General features: G+C 63.6%; 17 protein-coding genes. 4 read left to right on the top strand and 13 right to left on the bottom strand.

Annotation, left to right across the window (positions count from 1 at the left end):
• Positions 1-7 precede the first annotated feature (7 nt).
• Positions 8-1,219: a cytochrome-c peroxidase gene (locus tag BFN67_RS17790; protein ID WP_245295313.1), complete on the bottom strand. Its 1,212-nt coding sequence runs from the start codon at positions 1,217-1,219 to the stop codon at positions 8-10.
• A 133-nt stretch (positions 1,220-1,352) separates the two neighbouring features.
• On the opposite strand from BFN67_RS17790, the gene BFN67_RS17795 reads away from it, so the two are divergent.
• Entirely contained in the window at positions 1,353-2,918 is a 1,566-nt protein-coding gene (locus BFN67_RS17795) for an acid phosphatase (RefSeq protein ID WP_080920995.1), read from the top strand.
• A gap of 2 nt (positions 2,919-2,920) precedes the next feature.
• On the top strand, positions 2,921-3,133 hold the full coding sequence (locus BFN67_RS17800; protein WP_080920868.1) for a hypothetical protein: 213 nt from the start codon (positions 2,921-2,923) through the stop codon (positions 3,131-3,133).
• 49 nt (positions 3,134-3,182) lie between these two features.
• Here BFN67_RS17800 and BFN67_RS17805 read toward each other — a convergent pair whose 3' ends face one another.
• A complete protein-coding gene (locus BFN67_RS17805; protein WP_080920869.1) occupies positions 3,183-5,504 on the bottom strand; it encodes a xanthine dehydrogenase family protein molybdopterin-binding subunit in 2,322 nt (773 codons plus the stop codon).
• Positions 5,505-5,506: 2 nt separating this feature from the next.
• On the bottom strand, positions 5,507-6,001 hold the full coding sequence (locus BFN67_RS17810; RefSeq protein ID WP_080920870.1) for a (2Fe-2S)-binding protein: 495 nt from the start codon (positions 5,999-6,001) through the stop codon (positions 5,507-5,509).
• 287 nt (positions 6,002-6,288) lie between these two features.
• Between BFN67_RS17810 and BFN67_RS17815 the strand changes: the two genes are divergently transcribed.
• Both BFN67_RS17815 and BFN67_RS17820 read left to right on the top strand, forming a co-directional pair.
• The gene (locus tag BFN67_RS17815; protein ID WP_080920871.1) at positions 6,289-7,347 is read left to right on the top strand and encodes an N-acetylglucosamine-6-phosphate deacetylase; all 1,059 of its coding nucleotides are present in this window, start codon (positions 6,289-6,291) and stop codon (positions 7,345-7,347) included.
• On the top strand, positions 7,334-8,527 hold the full coding sequence (locus tag BFN67_RS17820) for an extracellular solute-binding protein (protein ID WP_080920872.1): 1,194 nt from the start codon (positions 7,334-7,336) through the stop codon (positions 8,525-8,527). The genes BFN67_RS17815 and BFN67_RS17820 overlap by 14 nt, the downstream gene beginning before the upstream one ends.
• Positions 8,528-8,581: 54 nt before the next feature.
• On the opposite strand, the gene BFN67_RS17825 is transcribed toward BFN67_RS17820, so the two are convergent.
• The 10 genes from BFN67_RS17825 to BFN67_RS17870 form a co-directional block, all read right to left on the bottom strand.
• Positions 8,582-9,763, bottom strand: a complete 1,182-nt coding sequence (locus BFN67_RS17825; protein ID WP_204842226.1) for an extracellular solute-binding protein — start codon at positions 9,761-9,763, stop codon at positions 8,582-8,584.
• A 38-nt stretch (positions 9,764-9,801) separates the two neighbouring features.
• On the bottom strand, positions 9,802-10,563 hold the full coding sequence (locus BFN67_RS17830; RefSeq protein WP_080920874.1) for a glucosamine-6-phosphate deaminase: 762 nt from the start codon (positions 10,561-10,563) through the stop codon (positions 9,802-9,804).
• A complete protein-coding gene (locus BFN67_RS17835; RefSeq protein ID WP_080920996.1) occupies positions 10,560-11,624 on the bottom strand; it encodes a LacI family DNA-binding transcriptional regulator in 1,065 nt (354 codons plus the stop codon). Before BFN67_RS17835 ends, BFN67_RS17830 begins: the two co-directional genes overlap by 4 nt.
• Before the next feature lie 299 nt (positions 11,625-11,923).
• On the bottom strand, positions 11,924-12,739 hold the full coding sequence (locus BFN67_RS17840) for a glycosyltransferase family protein (protein WP_080920875.1): 816 nt from the start codon (positions 12,737-12,739) through the stop codon (positions 11,924-11,926).
• A 14-nt stretch (positions 12,740-12,753) separates the two neighbouring features.
• Positions 12,754-13,755, bottom strand: a complete 1,002-nt coding sequence (locus tag BFN67_RS17845) for a polysaccharide pyruvyl transferase family protein (RefSeq protein ID WP_080920876.1) — start codon at positions 13,753-13,755, stop codon at positions 12,754-12,756.
• Position 13,756: 1 nt separating this feature from the next.
• Positions 13,757-15,274 carry a lipopolysaccharide biosynthesis protein gene (locus BFN67_RS17850; RefSeq protein ID WP_080920877.1) on the bottom strand — a complete coding sequence of 506 codons (1,518 nt, stop codon included), beginning with the start codon at positions 15,272-15,274 and terminating at the stop codon, positions 13,757-13,759.
• Positions 15,271-16,281, bottom strand: coding sequence for an acyltransferase family protein (locus BFN67_RS17855; RefSeq protein WP_080920878.1), 1,011 nt, complete (start codon positions 16,279-16,281; stop codon positions 15,271-15,273). The genes BFN67_RS17850 and BFN67_RS17855 overlap by 4 nt, the downstream gene beginning before the upstream one ends.
• A complete protein-coding gene (locus tag BFN67_RS17860) occupies positions 16,278-17,546 on the bottom strand; it encodes an O-antigen ligase family protein (protein WP_080920997.1) in 1,269 nt (422 codons plus the stop codon). The genes BFN67_RS17855 and BFN67_RS17860 overlap by 4 nt, the downstream gene beginning before the upstream one ends.
• Positions 17,547-17,640: 94 nt before the next feature.
• Positions 17,641-18,903, bottom strand: a complete 1,263-nt coding sequence (locus tag BFN67_RS17865; RefSeq protein WP_245295314.1) for a polysaccharide biosynthesis/export family protein — start codon at positions 18,901-18,903, stop codon at positions 17,641-17,643.
• Positions 18,904-18,966: 63 nt separating this feature from the next.
• Positions 18,967-19,641 (bottom strand): sugar transferase, encoded by a 675-nt coding sequence (locus BFN67_RS17870; RefSeq protein WP_080920998.1) that lies wholly within the window; start codon positions 19,639-19,641, stop codon positions 18,967-18,969.
• Positions 19,642-20,022: the final 381 nt, after the last annotated feature.

Genomic DNA, 20,022 nt, shown 5'->3' on the forward strand with positions numbered 1-20,022 from the left:
CCAGGCTTTACGGGCTCGCGACTTGGTGCGCCGGTTGCCAGCCATCTGTGAGTGTGCCGAGAAAGGCAACGATGTTGTTGATTTCCCGCTCGTTCAGCTTCGGGGCGTCGCCGGGATGGCCGCCGAAGGGCGGATCCGTATTGATGTTGTTGCGATATCGAGCCGGCAGGTCGTCATAAAGGGCGATGCTGCCGTCCGCCCGGCGCGGATACCAGCGCCCCGGATCGGTGTCGCGCGTGGCGTAGAAGGCGACGGCGTCCTTCAGGGAATGGAAAATACCGTTGTGAAAGAAGGACTTGCGCGTCGCCACATTGCGCAGGGTGGGTGTGCGGAACAGGCCGCAATAGCCTGAACGGCCAAGGAAATCCGTCCGCAGCGGGCCGCACAGGCCGAGATCGTGATAGGCCGGATCGGCATTGGCGGGGATGGCCGGGTTGCGCGGCACGGCCAGCGCGATCATGCCGTAATCGGTGAATTGCGGCGGCGTGCCGTCATTGGCCCGCACGCTGAAATGGCAGGACGAGCAATTGCCCTTTTCTGGATCCTCGAACAATTTCAAGCCATTGGCTTCCTGCGGCGTCAGTTTCGTTTTGCCGGCCAGCCAGGCATCGTACTTGCTGGAATAGGGATAGAAGGTCTGCCAGGATTGTTGATAGACCTCGAGCGCCTTGAGCAGTGCATCGAAGGTCGCGTCACTGTCGGAAATGATTGATTTTCCATAGATTTCGGTGAGCTCCGGCCCGTAACCGGCCTCGATTGCATGGTACACGACATTGTTGGGTGCATTGTTGGCCATTTCAAAGGGTGACAGCAGCGGGATGAGGGCCTGCGCATGGCCCGAATCCGCGCGTCCGTCCCATGTCAGGCCGCCTGTCGGGCCATTGTCGATGCTCTCGTCGGCCTCGTCTTCGGACTCGAAGTAATGTTGCGTGAATTGCGGCACCGCCTGCAGATATTTGAGCGACGGCACGGCGCGCCGGCCGGGCTCGCTCATGTCTGCGCCGCCGAACTGGACAGGCAGCGCATTGGCCGGCGCGAAGGCGTGCGCGGGATCGTGGCAGGTGGAACAGGCGAGCTTGCCCGACCCCGACAGGCGCGGATCGGAGAACAATTTCTCGCCGAGCGCCGCGAGCTTTTCGGCCCGCTGGCGCGCCTCGGCGCGCGACATGGGCTGGGCGCGGGCCGGCATCGCCACGAAGGCAAGGCAAGTTGTCAGCATCACGAGCATCGCGACCGGCCAACACAATTGGTGAACCGGCGATGATTGCCGCGAACCGGGACGGCCCTTGCCAAGACGTGCCTGAGGTGGTGTCATCCCGCTCTGCTCATTTTTGCCATGGGGAGGTATGACGATGAAGCGATCCTATGGGTTCGCCGTGTTTTCCTCAACTCTCGCTTTGTGCGCCGCTGCGGTTCCCGCCCTTGCGGCCGGATCGAGCGGCCCGCCGGATGGCCCCCCGGATGGCATCGACAAGATCAAGACGGTCGTGGTGATCTTTGCCGAAAACCGCGCCTTCGATAATCTCTACGGCCATTTTCCGGGTGCCGACGGCATTGACCAGGCCAGCAAGGAAAGCCTTCAGCAGCGCGACCGCGACGGCTCTATCCTGTCCGAACTGCCGCCGGTGTGGGACGGGCTGACCGCCAAGGGGGTCACGCCGCCCGTCACCCAGGCGATGACCGAGCATCTGCCGAACGCGCCTTTCACGGTCAACGATCCGAAGGGTTTCGACGTTTCGCTCGGCACCATCACCCACGATCTGTGGCATCGCTACTACCAGAATCAGATGCAGATCGACGGCGGCAAGAACGACATGTTCGTCGCCTGGGCCGATTCCGGCGCCATGCCGATGAGCAACTGGGATGCATCGAAGACCGCCATGTGGGCGGTGGCGCGGAAATATGTGCTGGCCGATCACTTCTTCATGGGCGGCTTCGGCGGCTCCTTCTTCAACCATCAATGGCTGATCTGCGCCTGCGCGCCCTATTACGCGAATGCCGACCAGAGCCCGGCGCATCCGACGATCTCGGTCACGAACGAAAGCGGCACGGCGTTGAAAATCGCCGACAACTCGCCGAAATCGGCAATGGACGGCATTCCCAAATTCGTCTCGGACGGCAATCTGACGCCGGATTTCTACGCCGTGAACACCATGCAGCCGCCCTACCAGCCAAGCGGCAACGAGCCGGCGCCGGGCGGCGATCCGCGCTTTGCCGATCCGGCCAACGCGACCACCCTGCCGCCGCAGACCGAGCCGACCATCGGCGACATGCTGAGCCTCAAGCATGTCAGCTGGGCCTGGTATTCGGGGGCCTGGCAATACACGCTCGACCAGGGCAACCACACGCCGATCCCGAATTTCCAGTACCATCACCAGCCGTTCAATTATTACGCCAATTTCGCGCCGGGCACCGAAGCCAGGCGCGAGCATATCCGCGACGCGGGACTTGGCGGCGTCAGCTTCATTCAGGCCATCGACGACGGTGCCTTGCCGCAGGTGTCGTTCTACAAGCCGCAAGGCAATCTCAATGAACATTCCGGCTATGCCGACATCCAGGCCGGCGACCGTCATATCGCCGACGTGATTTCACATCTGGAGAAGAGCCCGCAATGGCCGCATATGCTGGTCGTCGTCACCTATGACGAGAATGGCGGCATATGGGATCATGTCGCGCCGCCCAAGGGCGACCGCTGGGGGCCGGGAACGCGCATTCCGGCGATCATCGTCTCGCCCTTCGCCAAGCACGACTATGTCGATCATACGCCCTATGACACGACCTCGATCCTGCGCTTCATCACCGAGCGCTTCGAACTGCCGAAACTGCACGGCATCGTGGTGCGCGATCACGCCGTGGCTGCGCACGGAGAGCCGCCGCTCGGCGATCTTACCGGTGCGCTGGATCTCAAGGGAGGTTGACCATGGACGTTGACAGAACGATCGCGCTGATCACCGCCGCCGGCATCGAGCTCACCGACCGCCGGCGCAATGCCAGGGGGGACGGCTGGTCGCTCAGCTTCGCCAACGGCGCTTCGCTGGAAGTAGGAGACGACGGAAAGGTCAGTGCCGCCGGCAAGGGCGCCGATGCCGTCGCCCGCCTGCTGGATTTGCCGACGACGCCACGCAGCGCCTGATCCGGAGTCTCGCCCGGCGCGGTATCTACCGCGCCGGGCGTGATCATCTTCAGCCGGTCCGGCTCATCGCCGCCTTGACCCGGTCGGGCCGGAACGGCGTTTGCCGCAGCCGCACGCCGATGGCGTCGTAAACGGCATTGGAAATCACCGCCGCCGTCGGGCAGGTCGAAGGTTCGCCGCCGCCGTAGGACGGATATTCGGGACGGTTGTTGACCAGAACGATATCGATCGTGTCCGGAATTTCCTCGAAACGCAGGATCGGATAGCCCTCCCAGTCGCGGCTGGTCACATGCGCGCGGTCGAATGTCACCTCCTCGTGCAGCGTGCGGCTGAGCGACTGGATGACGTTGCCCTCGATCTGGTTCGACAACCCGTCAGGATTGACCACCAGCCCGCAATCATGCGCCACCACCACGCGCTTGACGCTGATCGCGCCGCTGTCGCGGTCCACCATCACATCGGCAATGGTCGCCACGCGGACATCGTCGCGATTGACCCAGGCGATGCCGCGCCCTTTGGCAAGCTTGCCATCCTGCTGCGGCGCCGGCGAAGGCCGGCTATCCCAGCCATAGGCTTCAGCCGCCGCACGCAACACGTCAATGGCGCGCTTGTCGTCGAGAGAGCGAAGCCGGAACGACAGCGGGTCCTGCCCGGCCGCCGCCGCCATCTCGTCGATGAAGGCTTCCATGGCGTAGGTCGTCTCGAACTGCGCCGGTGAGCGCAGCCACGCGGTCAGCAGCCCGACACGGCCCATGCCGTGGCAGGCGACATCGGCATTGTCGAAGGTGTAGGCGTAGCCGATCGCCGAGTCGCCGGTTCCCTCGCTGCCGATCTGCGGCAGGCCGGCGAGTTCGACGGCGATCAGGCGGGTGTCGCCCGTGGTCGGCACCCACATATGGTGACGCCAGGCGACGACATTGCCGTCCTTGTCGAGCGCGCCGGTCAGTTCCTGCAGGATGGGCGGGCCTTTCGGCTCCCAGCCATGCTCGTCCCAACGCATCCACTGCACGCGCACCGGCCGGCCGACCGCCTTCGACATGAGTGCTGCGTCGGGAATGACGTGTTCGAGGCCATTGCGGCCATAGGCGCCCGAAGCCTCGAACCATTTGACGTCGATGCGGTCTTCGGGAATGCCCAGCATCTCGGCCATGTCGGCGCGCATCTGGTGCGGCATCTGCGTGCCGGCCCAGAAGGTCGCACTGTCGGCCTTGACGTCGGCGATGGCGCAGGAAGGCCCGATGCTGCCATGCATCTGGAACGGCGTCTTGTAAGTAGCCTGAATAGTCTTGGCGGCGAAAGGCAAAGCGAGATCGACCGAGCCCTTGGCGGCGACGGAGTTGTTGGTGCCGGTCGTCTTCTTCAACGTGTCCCACACCGCATCCTGTTCCGGCAATCCCTGCCAGTCGGACCATTTGGCCTGGCCGGCCTGCGGCCCTTCCGGGTCGAGGCCGGAGCCGAGCTTTTCGGCGGCCTGGATCGCCGCCCATTCGGTTTCGGCCACCACGCCGAGGAAATTGCCGCTGCGCACAACCTGCACGAAGCCGGGAATATCCTTCAGCCCGGTTTCGTCCACGCTTTCCAGTTTGGCGCCGACGCCATAAGGCCGCACGACGCGGCCATGCAGCATGCCGTCCACCCTGACGTCCTGGATATAGGTGAATTGGCCGGTCACCTTGCCGGGAATATCCTTGCGCCGCACTGGCTGGCCAACGACGGCATAGGTCGATGGGTCCTTCACCGGCGCGTCCGGCGCCACCTTCAGGCCGAAGCCGGACCCGCTCGCCTCGATGGCGATATCCAGTCGTTTTCCGGCCACCAGTTCGCCGAAGGTGACGGACTTGCCCGACGTGCCGATGATGGAAACCACGCCTTCCTTGGCTTCAAGCTGCTGTGCCGGCAGCTTGAAGCGCGCGGCGGCAAGATCGAGCAGCGCCTTGCGCGCCGCAGCCGCAGCATGGCGGATCTGTGGCCCGGCATAGCGCACGGCCATGCTGCCATAGGTCGGCCCCTGGTCCACCGTTTGCGAGGTGGTGCCCATCACCACGTCGAGACGGTTGATGGGAAATTCAAGCTCTTCCGCCGCGATCTGCGCCAAAGCGGTTTCGACGCCGGTGCCGGTCTCGACCTTGCCGGTGAACAGGGTCGCGGTGTTGTCGGGGCGGATGGCGAGCCAGGCATAGAGCTTGCCGGAATCGGGCGAGCCGACGGAATCCGCCGCCGTTTCGGCCGCCGCAATCGCAGCGGTCGGATCGACGATGGCGAAGGCGACGACCAGTCCGGCCGTGCCTTTCAGGAAGTTGCGGCGGCTGAGCGGCAGCGTGCCTGTCTCGTGACGGTCGTTGTCGTGCAGGTCTTCGGGGCGCGTGTTCATTGTCAGCCTCCTTTAGCCTGGCCCGCCTGGGCCTGACCTGTCTTGGCGGCGCGTTCGACCGCGCGCACGATGCGCATGTGCGTGCCGCAGCGGCAGAGATTGTCGTTGAGCGCCTGCTTGATGTCGTCGCGGGTGGGCTGCGGATTGCCGTCGAGGAACGCCTTGGCGGTCATGATCATGCCATTGATGCAGTAGCCGCACTGGACGGCCTGCTCGTCGATGAAGGCCTGTTGCAGCGGGTGCGGCTTTTCCAACGTGCCAAGCCCTTCGAGCGTGGTGATCCTGGTGCCTTCCACACTGGCCAGCGGTGTCACGCAGGAGCGGGTGGCAGCGCCGTCGATGATGACGGTGCAGGCGCCGCATTGCGACAGGCCGCAGCCGAATTTCGGGCCGTGCAGCTTGAGGTCGTCGCGCAGCGCATAGAGCAGCATGCTGTCCGGGTCGGCCTCGACAGCATGATCCTTGCCATTGACATTAATGGTGATGGGTTGGGACATCGATGTCCTCCTTGCCTTGGATCGCGGAAACCGCGATGCTGGGTCGTCGTGCCGGAGCGCCGTTCGTTCGATTGAAGGCACAATAGGTGCCTTGGCACTTCGATGGAGCACCGTGATAACCCGAAAGCCGGGGGCCGCTTTTCGGTTTGATGCTCTATCTGCTTGTGTTTACGCGTTTGCGAACGCAAAACCTAAACACGCTTTTGGGAATGCTCGGATTGTGAGCAGCCCGGTCAAAAGTACGGCTTCCGTTCGCACGGGGTCAATAGCGAAGGGGAGCGTTCACGATGCTGACACCGGGACTGATCGACCTTCAGGTCAATGGTTTCGCCGGCGTCGATTTCAATTCGGGGGCGTTGAGCGCGGCGGACATCGACCGCGCGCTGGAGGCCATGCTTGCCTGCGGCGTGACGGCATGCCTGCCGACCCTGATAACGGCGACGCCGGCCGAACTGGCCGCGCGGCTGACGGCGCTGGACGAAGCGATTGCGGCAAGCCGCCTCGGTCCGCTGATGTGCCCCGGCTATCATCTCGAAGGCCCGTTCCTCAACCCTGCCGCGGGCTATGCGGGCTGCCATCCGCCCGCAGCGATGACGGCGGCCGATCCCTCGCTGGTCGATCACCTGCTGACGCTTTCAGGCAGGCCGGTCCTCCTGACGACGGTAGCGCCGGAGGTGGAGGGCGGCATCGACTTCATCAAGGAAATGCGCCGGCGCAACATGCTCGTCGCCATCGGCCATTCCGCCTGCACGTTCGAATCCGCGGCGGCGGCGGCCGATGCCGGGGCGACCTTGTCCACGCATCTGGGCAACGGTCTGCCGCAGACACTGCCGAAGCTCGACAACGCGCTCTTTGCCCAACTGGCGGAAGAACGTCTTGTCGCGACGTTCATCGCCGATGGGATTCACGTTCCGCCAAACGCGCTGAAGGCAATGATAAGAGCCAAGGGGCACCAGGCTTCCGTTCTGGTCACGGATGCGGTTTCGGCGGCGTGTGCGCCAACAGGCGTCTATCCTTTCGCCGGGATGCAGGTGGAGCGGCTGGATGACGGGTCGGTCCGCATTCCCGGCGCGGTCGGTCTCGCCGGGTCTTCGCTGCGGCTGGACGATGCCGTGCGCAATATCGTGAAATGGAACATCGCGACATTCGGCCAGGCCGTGGAAATGGCCTCCACGCGCGTGGCGGACCTTCTCGCCCCGGTGTTGCAAGGCCACGGCATCGCGCTTGCGGTGGCGGAGGTCGAATGGTCGGCGCAGATGACGGTCGAGCGTGTGCGCGTCGGCGACGAGGAACGCAAATACCGATCAGCAATGACAATGGAGGAAAACCATAATGACAGACCGTGAATTCAAGATAAGCCGCCGTACCGTGCTCGGCGGCATAGGAGGCGCGCTGCTGGCCGGCAGGACCAATGCATGGGCCGCCGCCCCGGCATTGCCCTCTTCGCCGGTCGTCATCTCGGTCATGGATGTGGGCGGCGCGTTGGCGTTGTCGCAGCCGGCCTTCGAGGATTATGCCGAGAAATATCCCGAGCGCGCATCGCGCATCGTCTTCACCAAGGCGCCCGTCACGGAACTGGCCGGCAAGCTCCGGGCGCAGCAATCCGCGAACCGCGTGGATATCGATATCGTTCTCACCGGCAGCGACGGGCTGGCGGCGGGGCTTGCCAACGACACCTGGATCAAGATCCTGCCGGATTACGCCGACAAGTTTCCCGGTATCGAGGAAAATTACGAGCCGGCGGCGCTGGCGCTGCACAAGAAGCAGGGCGCCGGATATGGCGTTGTCGTCAATTACTATCCCTCCGGCCCGCTGATCGAATACATGCCGGATCGCGTCTCCAAAGTGCCGGCCAGCGCCGAAGAACTGCTTGCCTGGGCGAAAGAGAACCCCGGCCGCTTCATGTATGCGCGCCCGACCAATTCCGGCCCCGGCCGGACATTCATGATGGGCCTGCCCTATATTCTCGGCGACAAGGACCCGCAGGATCCTGTCGACGGATGGGAAAAGACATGGGCCTATCTCGCGGAGCTCGGCAAATATATCGACTATTATCCGGCCGGCACCGGCGTCACCATGAAGGAGTTCGGCGAGGGCAGCCGCGACATCATCATCACGACGACGGGATGGGACATCAATCCGCGCGCGCTCGGCATCGTGCCGGAGAAGGCGAAGATCGGCACGCTCAAGGGCTTCCACTGGGTTTCGGATGCGTTCTTCATGTGCATGCCGAAGGGCATTTCGGACGACAAGATCGCCGTCGTCCTCGACCTGATGGCATTCTTGCTGACGCCAAAGGCCCAAGCCTATTCCTACGATGAGGGGTATCTCTATCCCGGCCCGGCGGTCAAGAATGTGCCGCTGTCGATGGCGCCGCAGCGCAGCCAGGACATCATCAACCAGTTCGGCCGCGACGAATATGCCTCGCTGATCGCCGACAATCCGATCGAATTGCCGCTGCCGCCGGAAAAGATGATCGTCGCCTTCCGAAAATGGGACGAACTTGTCGGGGCACAAAAATCCTGACGCCATAAAAAGGCCAGCCCCGAGGGGCTGGCCCTTCTCCAATTCTGAACCTGCCTATTTCTTGGCCGCGCCGATTTCGCGGTCCCACTTGTCGAACATCGCGACCAGCGGCTTGGCATCGAGCGGAGGCTCGATCGGATTGTCGGCGATCAGCGAGGCATATTCGTCGCGGCCGAAATTCTTGATCGTCTCCTGACTGTCCTGCGGCGCCATCTCGATCGGCACGTTCTTGATCGACGGGCCGGGATACATATAGCCGTGATCATACATGAAGGCCTGCTGCTCGGGCTCCAGGACAAAGGCGATGAGTTGCAGCAGCACGCCCAGCCGCTCCTCCGCAACTCCCTTCGGGATGGCCATGTAATTGGCGTCGCTGACCCAGTGGAAGCCCTTGAGCGTGCTGACCTTGTAGTCCTTCGGAACGATGCCGAGATAGCGCGGATTGATATCCCAGCCCGTCGTGGTGGCGATGATGTCGCGCGTGCCGTCGCCAAGCTCCTTCATGGTGACGGTGGTTCCCGACGGATAGTAGTCGATGCATGTGCCGAGTTCCTTGAGATAGGCCCATGTCTTGTCCCATCCCTCGATCGGGTCCTGCGGATCCTTGTCGCCGAGCAGATAGGGCAGGCCCATGACAAAGGTGCGGCCGGGGCCGGAATTGGCCGGCCGGGCATACATGAACTTGCCCGGATTGGCCTTGCACCAGGCAAGCAGTTCCTCCGCCGTGGCCGGCAGGTCCTTCACCCGGTCGGGCGCATATTCCAGAAGCGGGCCTGAAGGATACCAGCTATCGACAAAACCCTGGCCCCTGCCCATCTTCTGCATCGCATAGGCGCCGGGGAGATAGAGTTCCTCCAGATCGGGGAACATGTCCTTGTATTCCGGCAATATCTGCGTCCACAGGCCCTGCTCGATGCCGGCCGCCAACGCGTCGTTGCCGGTGAGCACGAAATCGATGTCGAGGCGGTTGGCCGCCTGCTGTGCCTTGAGCTTGCCGGCCAGTTCCGGCGCCGGCGCTTGCGTATAGACGAATTTCGAGACGAGGTCCGGATGTGTCTCGGCGAATTTCTCCAATGCCCGCTGGCTCAGTTGCAGGTCGCCGGCGACATCAACCACATTGATGACGAGCGGCTCCTTGGGTTTGGGGAAATCCTTCGCTGAAACCAGTGCCGGCCCCGCCACAGTGGCGAGGGCGGCGGCTAACAGTGTCAACAGTGCATTGCGTCGTGTCGTCATAGGTACTCCTCCCATACTCTAGTATGACCGTCAGCCGCTCATTCGGTAACGGCGTCGGGTATGTGCCGCAGCAGCGCCGCGGATTCGGGTTCAAGGAAAAGATGGCAATTGGCGTGCCGGCGCAGCACGCTGGCCGGGACCATCGGCGTGATCGGGCCTTCGAGCGTATCGCGCACGGCTTCGGCCTTGCGGCGGTCCGGCACCGCCAGAACGACAAGGCCGCTTTTCATGATCTGCCGCACAGTCATGGAAATGGCCCTGGTGGGAACGTCCTCGAAGGTGGCGAACCAGCCTTCTCCGAATTGCTGCCGGCGGCAGCGCTCGTCGAGTTCCACCACATGGAACGGCACGGGCGCGTCGAAATCGGCCGGCGGATCGTTGAAGGCAAGGTGAGCGTTCTCACCGATCCCGGCGAAGACGACGTCGATCGGATGGCTGGAAATCAGGGCGTTGATGCGAGCAAGTTCCGCCGCCGGATCGGGCTCGTCTCCCTTGATGAAGTGGAACGCGCCCAGTGTCGGCAGATGCGAGGTGAAACGTTCGCGAAGATAGCGCCGGAAGCTTGCCGGATGGGTGTCCGGCATGGCGATATATTCGTCGAGATGAAACGCCGTGACGCGCGACCAGTCGATGTCGTCCTGCGCCACCAGTGCGGCGAGAAGCTCGAACTGGCTGGCGCCGGTCGCGACGACGATATTGGCGGCGCCGCGTGTCCTTATCGCCGAGCGGATCGCCTCGGCGCCAAGCTCGGCGGCTTCATCCCCCAGCTTCTTTTTGTTGGGTTCGACGTGGATTTTCATGACTGCTCCATGTTGATGTTCGCATGCGTATGGCGGCGCTTGTTGTGCCGGCGCGGCGGCGGAACCGCCGTCGTCGTGCGGATGACGAGCTCCGTGGCAAGGACGATGCGCCTTCCCGCCGAGGCGTTGCCCTGCATGGCCTCGACGAGCAGGTCGACGGCCTGCTCGCCTGCTTCCGCGCAATGCGCCTCGACGGAGGTAAGCGGCGGATAGAATGTCGGGGCGAGGATGCCGTCGCACCCCACGATGCTGAAATCGCCGGGCACGGAAATGCCGCGCCCCGCCAGCCCCGCCATGATCCCCTGCGCCATGACGTCGTCGAATGCCAGCGCCGCGGTGACGCCGGCCCGCACCAGTTCATCCGTGCTGGCCTGGCCCGCCTCGAAGCTCGGCCTCGACGTGGCGATCCGCACGACTTCGACGCCGAGGCGTCGCGCGGTCCGGACCGTCGCATTGTAGCGCTGGCGATTTGACCAGGAGCGGGTCGGGCCGGCCACATAGGCGACGGTCCGGTGACCGAGCGAAGCCAGATGCTCGACGGCCTGCGCATAACTCGGCCCGGTATCGACCAGCAGCCGGGGAATGTTGTGCAGGTCGCGATTGATCAGAACGAAGGGCCGGCGCCTCGCGTGTTCCAGAATCCGGCCGGACGGCAGGCGCGAAGAGGCGAGGATAAAACCCTCGACCTGTCCGGCGAGCTTGCCCAGAAGCATGTCCTCCAGTTCCGGGGCCTCGTCGGAATCGCCGATGAAGGTCGCGTATCCCTGATCCCTGGCGCGTGCCTGCCCGCCGCGCATCATGGCGGCAAAGAAGGGGTTGGTGATGTCGGGCACGACGAGGGCGATGTTGCCGGCCCGCCCGGTGCTGAGCGCGCGCGCCGTAGGATTGGGCACATAGCCGAGCCGCTCGGCGGTGGCGCGAACCAGGGCGACGGTCTCGCGGCTGAGCAGGTTCGGCTGACCGAAGGCACGCGAGACGGTCGCGCGCGACACCTTCGCCGCATCGGCGACGTCGCGGATCGTTGGCGCACTGCGAGGATTGTCCGGGTGCCGGCTGGCCATATCGTCTCTCAAAACCGCAACCGGTTTCATGAAACCGGTTGCATAGACGAATGTCAATCCTGCTTATTGCTATGCGGCCTGTGTGACCAACGGTCAATTTTGAATGACCGTTGGAGCGCGACCGCGCGCCGCGCCTGTTGGCGCGAAAGCCAAGTGGCCCGGATGGGCCGCGCCGGCGATTGAGGCGGCCTGGATGTGTCAACATCCAGGCCCTCTGATTCATGCCCCCGCGAGAGCCGGTTTCCAGGCGTGATGATCGGGGAATTAAAATTGAACGAGGCCGCCCGGCGCGATTGCGATCAGGGCCTTTCAGGGCGACCGAAGAATTCATTGTGCAGCCGCGTATTCAGGAAGCGCAGCCGGCCGAGATGGCGCAGCAGGCGGCGCGGCCGTTTCAATGCCTGGCGGCTGAGAAAATACGTCCTGACGAGACTGGATGCCTTGCTGTGCGAACCGGCATGCGCCACGCGATAAACGGCGCCGCGGAACGGCAGGGCCGTGAGCGGCGTGCCGTTCGCGGCGAGAATGTCGGCGATGCGCACATGGCTGCCCAGCATGGTCTTGATCCAGTCGAGGGAGGCCTTCTCGAAGGTTTCGGGCAGGCCGTAGAGATCGGATCGGACAATCAGCGAGGTTCCGCACAGATGGTTGAACTCATCATAGCCGAGCAGGATGCTGCCGCCATCGTCCCAGATGTAACCGCGCTCGATCGTCCAGCCATTGGCGTCGGGGTTTTCGCAAATGTGCCTGACGATATGCGCGCTGACGAAATCGTCGTCGTCGACGATCATGAAGAAACGGCTGTCGCGTGCCGCCAGCATGCCCGACAGGACACGGCGCCCCTTGTCGGCGCGGAAGGCCTCGTAGACGGCCTCCAGATCGGCCTTGCCCATTTCGTGCAGGTTGTTCGGCGGAAAGGCGACACGCACGACGCTGAAACGTTCCGGCAGGTCGGGCAGGTCGGCGTCTTCGTTGGCCACGATGATGCCGCGCCAGTTGTCATGCGTCTGGCTGGAAATCGAGGCGACGGTCTGCGCAAGGTTGGCCTTGAGCAGGCCCCAGTCGCGGGCATTGTCCTGATGGCGGACGGGGATGATGAAGGTGAGCAGGCTCATTGCTTCCCCCGGTCTCAGGCCGCGATTTTCATATCGGCCTGAAGGCGCGCCCAGGCGACGGCGTTGTCGAGCGATTCCGCCTGATGGGACAGGTCGGTTCCGCCGGAAAAGGCCGCCATGAAGCGCCGCACCTTGCCGTAGCTGTTGTCGAGAACGGCATGCGGCCGGCCGATCAGCAGCGAGCAGATATGGACGTGCAGCCTGTCGGTGACGATGGCGCGCCCGCGCGAAATCTGGCGGATGCCGCGCCGAAAGCGGTTGCGCGCGGCGGCGTCAAGCTTGGCGAGCCGCAGCCCGGCAGGTTTCAGCGAAAGCAGCGCGGACGCCGCGCCTAGCGCCTTGGAAGCGCGCACGCTGTGAACCGATTCCGAAACCCAGTCTTCCACCGGAATGTCGGGGTAGGCGGATAAATCGGCATTGCCCGTTTTTTCGCGGTCCGACCTCAGCATGGCCAGAACGGGAAATTCCGCACCTGCCGGCTCGACCGGGCCGATCGCGAACGCCATGTCGGGGCAGAGATCGACCGCGCAGTCGAAATGCTTCTCGGCGAATGTCCTTGATTCCTCGTCGCGCACCAGAAGGGTGAAATTCCGGTGCCGGGCGATGGCGCGGGCGCTTTGCGCGATCCGCTCGGTGGATTGATAATGAATCGATTGCGGGAACTGGATCACGGGGCGATCGGGGAAACGCTCCAGAACATGCTCGCGAAAGTCCTGATGCGCTTCCCAGATGTCGCCGAAATTGCCGCCGCCATGGATGAAGATCGGCCCGGTCGGCATGGTCTTTTCGAGGTCTTCGGCGGAAAAATCGTCCATGCGCGACACATAGGCCGGCCGCTTGCCGTAACGCGCCTTGAGATAGGCCATCTCGCCCAGCCAGATGGCGGAATCGCCGCAATTGCGGATATCGGGAAAGTCGAGGATCGCCAGCGGCTCGGCGGCTGCAACGTGCTTTTTCAGGCAATCGTGGATGCTGGCCTGCAATCTCTCGATCAAAGCCAGATTGGATTCAGCCATTTCATTTCTCCGTCTGTTTGGCGGCGGGCGCGCTTCCGACAGGCCGCAGCCTGGCAAGCATCTTGCCGAGAATGTTCCGGATCTCTGTTTCCGGACCGTCGGGGCGCCTCATCAATTCCCAGAGCAGGAAAGTGGTGGCGCAGTAGAGAAAACCGCCCAGCGCCACAATCGTTGCCAATTGCAGTGCAAGTGCCGGCTTGTCGGCGGCGTAGGCGAGATGATGCGAGGCGAAGGAAACGCCCGCCGCCATGACGCCGGCGCTGACCAGCGCGCGCGAATTGGCCCGAAGCTGGGCCAGCACGGTCACGCCGATGAGGCGCCGCACCAGGATCATGTTGACAAGGGCGCTGAACAGGCCGGTGAAGACGCGGCCCAGGACCACGCCCGGAAGGCCGGCGAAAAGCAGGCCGGCAACCATGATCGGCACGCGCACGGCAAACATCTGCGTGTCGCGGATGAATAGAAGCCGCGTCTCGCCCTTGGCCATGCCGAGCGGCTGGACCAGCGAGCCGAGCGTCTGCAAGGCGAAGACCGAGGCGAGCGCCTGGATGATGAAGATGATGGGCGCCCATTTTTCGCCGAGCGTCAGCCTGACCAGCGGGTCGACCACTACCGCCACGCCGATGCCGGCCGGCAGCGCCACGGCCGCGACCAGCGCCTGCACGCGCTGATAGGCGGCGGCAAGCCGGGGCGGATCGTGCTGGATATTGGCGAACCCCGGATAGATCGTCTGGGTCAGCGGCAGCGTTGCCTCGCGCGTCGGCATCATGGCGAGGTTGGAGCCGACCGAATAGTAGCCGAGCGACGTGCCGCCGAGCATCTTGCCGACCAGCAGATAGTCGAAGCGCCAGTTCAGGGTGTTGACGATCTGGCCGGCGGTGAGCCAGGCGGAGAAGGAAAAGAACTCCCGCATGTGCCGGAACGTGATGCGCGGCCAAAACGGCAGTACGAGATAGGAGACGACGACATTGGTTGCCTGTGTCACCAGCGTGCCGATCACCAGCGCCCAATAGCTGTGATAGATGATGGCGATGGTGACGGCGGCGATGAAGCCGGTGAGCTTCTGCGACACGGCGAGCACGAATTCCTGCCAGAAGATCAGGTCGCGCTGGAGCATGATGCGGCGCGGATTGGTGAGCCCGCTCATGAAGACGCTGAGGCCGAGCGCCAGCATCACGCCGGTCAGCCGTGGCTCGTCGAACAGCCGTGCCGCCGGCCAGGCGAAGCCCGCGAAGAACAGCGCAAGCAAAAGCCCGCGCGTGGCGTTGAGGGTGAAGGCGGCGCTGAAATGCGAGTCCTTGGGCGCCTCGTGGCGGATGAGCGCCTCGGCCAGCGACAGTTCGGTGACGGTGGAGACGATCAGCAGGATGGTCATACCCAGGGCGACCACGCCGAAATCGGAAGGCGTCAGGTTCCACGCCAGGATGAAGGTGCTGAGCGTCGCCAGGCCGTTCACGATGGCGCGTGAAAAGCTCAGCCAGATGCTGCCCTTGATCAGCCGTCCGGAGATGCCGCTCATGTCGCGGCGACCGAATGGGCGCGGCGCGCGGGACGCCGGCGATTTTTAAGGAACGCGGTGATCGGCTTTTCCATGAAGGCATGGCAGGCGAGGCCGATCGTAACGCCTGCGCCGATGGCCAGGAACACCGTCGCAAAGGTTGGCAGCGCCAGCATGCCGGCCAGCTTGGCGACCACCGAAATCGCCATCGTGTGCCACAGATAGATCGAATAGGAAGCGTCGCCGAGATAGGCGGCCACGGAAAAACGGCGGATGCGGCCGGCCTTTTCCAGCGCCAGCACGCCGACGAGGAGCATGCCGGCCAGCGGCCCCAGCATATAGGGATTGAAGCCGATATAGGTGACGCCGACAAAGGCGAATCCCGCTGCCGACCCGACGAGGAGTCCGCAGCCGGCCACGGCCGCCGGCATCCTGCCGGACAGCCACAATTTGCCGATGCCCATGCCGATCAGGAACTCGATCAGCAGCGGGTTGGTGTAGGTTTGCGGCACCGCCCCTTCAGGATCGAGGATCAGGCCGGCCCCGACCAGGCCGACCAGAACGGCGGCCATTGCGGCCATGCGGCGCGCCGCCGGCAGAAGCAGGGCCAGCGCGAACAGCACGTAGAAGAACATCTCGTAGTTGAGCGTCCAGCCCTGCACCAGCACCGGCCATAAGCCGCCGTCGCTGGGTGAAAAATGCGGGATGAAAGCGAACGAGCCGAAGACGTGAAACGCGGTCAGCCGCATATTGGGGAACAGGCCGGCAAGGCCGCCCGCGACCATCACCGCCGTTGCCGCCCAGTAGAGCGGCACGATGCGCTCGATGCGGTCGCGAAGGAAGGTGCCGGGCGAGGGGTGCCGCGCCTCGGCCAGCACCCACATGATGAAGCCGCTGACGACGAAGAAAACGTCGACGCCGGCCGCGCCGATGGCGAAATGGCCGCCGGTGCGCTCCATCGCGTGGAACACGACGACGCCGATCGCCGCCACCGCCCGCAGATACTGGACGCCGTAGAGCCGCTTCATGTCGCGCCCCGCGGCAAAGATGGATAGCGAGCGGCCGGGGCGGCGGCTTCCTGCCTCGGCAGCGGCGAGGCGAGAAGCCCGGCTGCGTAATAGAACAGGAACGAGCCGACCACGTAGGGATTGATGACATCGACCTCGACGAAGGAGCGCACGAGGAACATGAAGGCGATGCCGAACATGACGAAGGCTGCCGGATCGCCGCGGGCGCTGATGAGGCGGCGCAGCAGGCCGAAGGGCACGCGGATCATCAGCATGGCGATAAGGAGGAAGCCGGCCGCGCCCAGTTCGACCAGCACCTCGATATAGGTGTTGTGGAAATGGAAGCCGCTGCGCGAGCCGATATAGAACTCCTTCCATAGCCGCTCGGCCTCGGAGAAGCCCTGCACCCAATAGGCCTGATAGCCGACCCCGAACACCGGCGCCTGGGCGGTCGCGGCCCAGCCCTGCGACCACAGATAGGTCCGCCCCGTCAGCGTCGAATCCTTGCCGAATATCCCAAGCACGAAATCGAATGCGCCCATATTGAGAGCGGCCATGATCACGACCAGCCCCAGCAGGGCGCTGGCGATCAGCCCGCCCTTGCGGGCCAGCGGCGCAAACAGCATGGCAAGCCTGAGACAGACAAGAACCGCCAGCGTGACCGCCACGGCAAGTACGGAGGTGGCCGAATTGGCCTTGGCGAGCGCGATGACGGACATGGTTGCGCAAGCCAGCATCAGGATGCGCGCGAGCCCGCGTTCGCGCAGGATGAGCAGGCCGGCAAAGGCGAAATAGATGCCGAGAGAGGCGAACAGGCCGAGTTGATTCTTCGAGGCGAAGGCGCCGACGAAGCTGTAGGTGCCGTCCAGCGGATCGTAATCATAATGGCCGAACGCGAAGGAATAGAGCACCACGGCGCAAATGCCGACCACGGCTCCGCGCGTCATCGTGCGTATCCCGACCGTGCGCGCCGCGATCAGGGCGCAGACCACATGCGACATGAACTGGATGCTGGCGCGCGCGGTGGTCGAGGGCGCCTGCGACCAGAAGGCCGAAAGGCAGGCGAGCCCGGCGAAGGCGACGATCCAGAGGAAATTGCCGGGATGGCTTAGCAGCCTGCGGTAGTCGATGAGAATCAGCGGCAGCCAGCAGCCGTAATAGGCCAGTATCGAGACCTTGCCGAAGCGGGTCGAGTAGGCAAAGACGAAGATCGAGAGGGCGACGGCCATCAGGCCGTACCAGAAATTGTGATCCGGATTCACGAAAATGGCCTTGGCGATTTTCATCGTATCGTTTCCGCCGCATCCTGTGCGGTCCCGCATGCTGCGATCCGGCGTTGGCGCCGGCTGAAGGGCAATGTCGTCGTCATCCTGGGCGGCGTCAGTTGGTGGCGCCGGGAGCCTCCACATCGACCTTGACGACATCGCCGGGCAGGACCGCCGTGCTTTCCTGCGCGGCGATTTCGCTGGCCTTGCCCCCGGCCGTGCGCACGATCACGAAATGCACGACAGGCTTGGTGCCCGCCGACGCGACGCTCGCCGCCGCCGGCGCCCGCGACAGCGCCTCGGACATCAGGCCGGAATACATGGCCATCTTTTCTTCGAGCACGCGCAGGTCCGATTCGGTCTGCTGGCGATCCTGCGCGATCTCCGTCGCCCGGTCGTTCTGCAGGCTGTTCTCGTCCTGGTTGGCCTTGGCGATATCCTGCTTGGCGCGCAGGCTGGCGGTTTCCATGTCCAGGATCTTGCCCTGCAATTCGGCGTTGGTCCGCTCGATCGACAGGATGCGCTGGTTCACGACCAGGCCCTTGTCGGCAAGGTCGTTGATCCCGGCCAGTTCCTTCTTGGCGAGTTCGAGCTGCCGGTTCTGGGTGACGATCTTCTGCTGGAGCGATTCGATCTCGGCCTGGAGCAGTTTCTTGAGATCGTCGAGATTCGAAAGCTGGATGCGCAGCCGCTTCTGCCGCGCCGCCATCAAGGCGGTTTCGTCGGCGATCAGCTTGCGGCCATTGTCGGTCTTCTTCAATTCCTCCGGAAAGTCGATCTCGGTCTTGCCGCCGGCTTCCGCGATCAGACGCGCGCGGCGTGCCAGAAGGCCATTATGCTGGATGACGAGCATGCCGTAATTGCCCTGGGCGCTGATGAAATCGCGTGGCGCGCCTTCACCCGTGGAATGGCGCAATCCGCCGGCGAGGCTCATCGCCTTCAACACGGTCAATCCCGGATCGTAGGGATATTTGCCCGGCGTCTCGACATCGCCGGCGATGAAGATCGGCCTGAATTCCGCGACCTCGACCGAAGCGTCGGGCTTGTCCGGCAGGCCGAGCTTCTGCTGAAGCCGGTCGCCGATGGCCACCGCGACCTCGGCGGTCGTCTTGCCGCGCACCGTCAGGACGCCGACGAAGGGCATGGAGATGTCGCCGGAAGGGCCGACCAGATAATCGCCGCTGATCATCGGCCACTGGCGCACCGCGCCTTCCGCGCTCTGCCATTCGGCGACGCGCACACGCAGACGGTCCATCGAGTCGAGATGATAGCCGCCGTCTTGCGCGAAGGCGGAAACAGCCGAGCCCAGCAGGAGGAACAGAGCGAGCAGCCCCTGCACGAAATTCGGCAGACGGCGCATTTCAAGGGCGTTGTTCAACGATTTATGGTCCTTTTGCGGTAAGGGCGCCGCCGGATGATGCGCGCGGCGCGCATCGCTTGCTCAGTAACTTCCGCGCGAGGAAATCACGGCCGGCACGGTCCTGATCAGGATTTTGAGATCGGCGGAAAACGACCAGTTCTCGACATAGTGGCGGTCGAAATCGACGCGCGCCCGATACGACACATCATTGCGGCCGCTCACCTGCCACAGTCCGGTCAGGCCGGGCCGCGTCTGAAGGTAATAGCTGGCGGCGCTGCCGTAGAGTTCGAGTTCGTCATGCACCACCGGGCGAGGTCCGACAAAACTCATCTCGCCGACCAGTATGTTGAAAATCTGCGGCAGTTCGTCGAGGGAAAGCTTGCGCAAAACCGCTCCGGCCCGCGTGACACGCGGATCGTTTTGCAGCTTGCGGGTGGCCTCCCATTCCTCGCGCTCCTGCGGGTTGGCAGCCAGATGTGCGGCGAGCACATCGTCGCCGTTTTCCACCATGGTGCGGAATTTCCAGCACCGGAACACCGTGCCGTTCCGGCCGATCCGGGCATGGCCGTAAAGAACGCGCCCGCCGTCGGAATATTTCACCAGGGCAGCCAACATCAGCAATAGCGGGCTGAGCAAGGCAATGCCTCCCACAGCCCCGACAATGTCGAAGCCGCGCTTGACCAGTCCCCCGATCGGCGGTCCTCCCGCATAGGATCGGGACAAAAATCTGCTGGCCAGTCTGGCGGCGTGCCTCATCTTGGTGGCTCCGAAAAATTTCAAATCAACGATGCTGCGGTGCAGCAAGCGAAGGTAGGGTGCGGGATATGTCACCTCTATGATGAAATTCGGTCAGCGAAGCCCGTACCGGGTCATATTTTGTGACAAACCGATACATTGCCGGAGCGCAATAGAATATATTTTATATATACTGGATTATATTAAGTAAAAATCATATCATACGATATATATGTCGCCTTATTTTGTTGGAGAACACGTAAATCTTTCTTGATGGGATTTGAGATGCCTTCGCAATCAATGGGTTGCGCAACAGATGTTCCATGATTGCGCGACGAGGTGTCGTCGTACGCCTCGTGTTCGATGCTGTCGCTCCCGGCCGAACGGCGGCATCGGCAGAAC

This window comes from Manganibacter manganicus, from assembly GCF_002075885.1.
GTDB lineage: Bacteria > Pseudomonadota > Alphaproteobacteria > Rhizobiales > Rhizobiaceae > Mesorhizobium > Mesorhizobium manganicum.